The 2040-nt window shown below is 47.3% G+C and carries 2 protein-coding genes; both read left to right on the top strand.

Going from position 1 to position 2040, the window contains the following annotated elements:
• Nucleotides 1-236: 236 nt before the first annotated feature.
• The gene (locus KDK14_RS00300; RefSeq protein WP_257263017.1) at nucleotides 237-1499 is read left to right on the top strand and encodes an ankyrin repeat domain-containing protein; all 1263 of its coding nucleotides are present in this window, start codon (nucleotides 237-239) and stop codon (nucleotides 1497-1499) included.
• Nucleotides 1500-1665: 166 nt separating this feature from the next.
• On the top strand, nucleotides 1666-1875 hold the full coding sequence (locus KDK14_RS00295; protein WP_257263016.1) for a hypothetical protein: 210 nt from the start codon (nucleotides 1666-1668) through the stop codon (nucleotides 1873-1875).
• The last annotated feature ends 165 nt before the right edge of the window (nucleotides 1876-2040 follow it).

The following is a 2040-nucleotide window of genomic DNA, read 5'->3' as shown; positions in this document are numbered from 1 at the left end:
ATATTAAATTGGTAAAATTCTTCCGGTGCAATCAAAACCTTACGGATTCAGGAAAGTAGTTAGCCAATTGAAAACAATACTGAACTATTGTACTTCGCTGTCAACCGATGGGACGTCTTATCAACTCGGCGGCAAAAGCGGCAAAAAAATATTGAACATTTTCTTGTTTTATTGGTCATAGGCATTGTCAAATTCAACAATTATGAGTTGAATGATATCAACAGCCGAGGTGCCAGATGAATAATTCTTATAGAGAAATATGCAGAAGTATTGCCCCCCTGCTGGATTCCATGACTTTCAGGCAAGACTTGAACCCGGCAAATAATAATGGCGGGCATGTCAGGGCAATTCCTGATGTTCTGCCAGCCATTGGTCCTGGTGACGTTCATTTAACCAGGAATTTATGTGTCGCCCTGGAGCGCCGTGATGTGGTTAATCTGGAGCAAATACAGGCTTACCTTGCCAAAGGGGCTGATCTGAATCAACAGATTACTATTGGTGATTTGAGAGACTGTAATCCATTGCACAGTGCAGCCATATCAGGCAATGTAGCGGCGGTGACAGCCATCATTGCCTCGGGACAGTTGGCAAATATCAATGCTGTCGATGGGCATGGTTTTACGCCACTGGCATTGCTTTGTGGAGCCCGGGAAGAGAGCGCCAATTTCAGCTGCCGTTTTACCAGTGTGTCGGAGGAAAAAAGTGCAAGGCTTGTGGGTCTGCAGACCTTGCTTGGGGCAAACGCCGATCAGCACATATCAGATCGTAACAATTACAAGCCGGTCCACCATGCCGCCAGGCACAACTTCCCCGAGTTGATCAAACGCCTGGTGAAACATTACCTGACCACTGACATGAGTGGTGCCGCCCGTCCTGGCGATATCCTCAACTGTCCGGATCGACTGGGCAATACGCCACTGCACATTGCCGCCAGATACAATCAAGCGGATTCAACAAAGGCTTTATTGGACCTGGGAGCGAATGCCAACGCACTCAACCGGGCCGGGCAGACACCATTGCATCAGCTGTGTGTGTCTAAAAATAACGATAATAACTGCGGTGGTCGCACAGCCTGTTTGTTGCTGGAGCGTGTCGAAGATGCCGACCTTCAAGACAAAAAAGGAAAAACCTGGAGTAACTATGCTGGCCAGAACGGCATGGCACAACTTCTCAGATTTGTGAGAAACGACAGCAATTCGGCACTGTCCGACCAGAAGAGTAGAGCCGCCGTCAGATCTGCTGCCAAAAAGAATGTGAACACTGGCAGAAAATCAGGCATATCCCGGAGACAGTATGAACAGGTTTTCAAGTTCCTCAAGGAGCCGTCTACCCTGGCGCACTCCTGTCTGGTGGTTATTCGAGAGACCCTGAAGCAAAATTTGAACGCTGATGCTCCCCATTGCCATGGCACTTCCTGTATGGAGGATGCTGTGGCTCATTTACCCCTGCACCCCGTGTTACAGAAAGAACTGCTGGATGAAAATAGTTATTTTGATTGAGCCCCAGTTCGGGCGCTTGCTCCCGGACAGCCTACCTGGTAATTCATGCTTATACCAATCTTGCCTGACTACCATAATGAGCATGATCAGCTTGGCACTCTGGTGAAACCATGTGCCAGACTAATCGCGAAGTATTTACGGATGAATCTTTATTGGGGAAACGTTTATGTGCAAATTGCTTTCAGCTTTATTCTTTATTCTTCTTACTGCCGGAGCGCTAGCCAGGAGCTTTGAACTGTCGGTATATAATGATGGCTATTATTTATATTACGAATTCCCAAGGTTCGGTAATAATGCCTGGTTTGAAGTCACCATGGGTAAACGACGGGGTTTGGCAGGTGTTGTTGATCAGGTAAAAAATAAAGCCAGCAAATAACTTCTGGCTTATTATACCAATTCTGCCTTCTAATACTCCCTGACCAGTAGCATCATCCCCTGATGCCCCGTTACCGAGACTCTGCTGCCTTTTGCTACCGGCCTGTCTGATTCCAGGGCGACAGAATCGGTCGAACGATCATCCCGATAATAGGATATTTAGCTA

The organism is Endozoicomonas sp. ONNA2 (assembly GCF_024606365.1).
In the GTDB taxonomy this organism is placed as follows: domain Bacteria; phylum Pseudomonadota; class Gammaproteobacteria; order Pseudomonadales; family Endozoicomonadaceae; genus Endozoicomonas.
The sequence above is the reverse complement of the archived record's forward strand: the minus strand, read 5'-3'. Positions and strand labels throughout refer to the sequence as shown.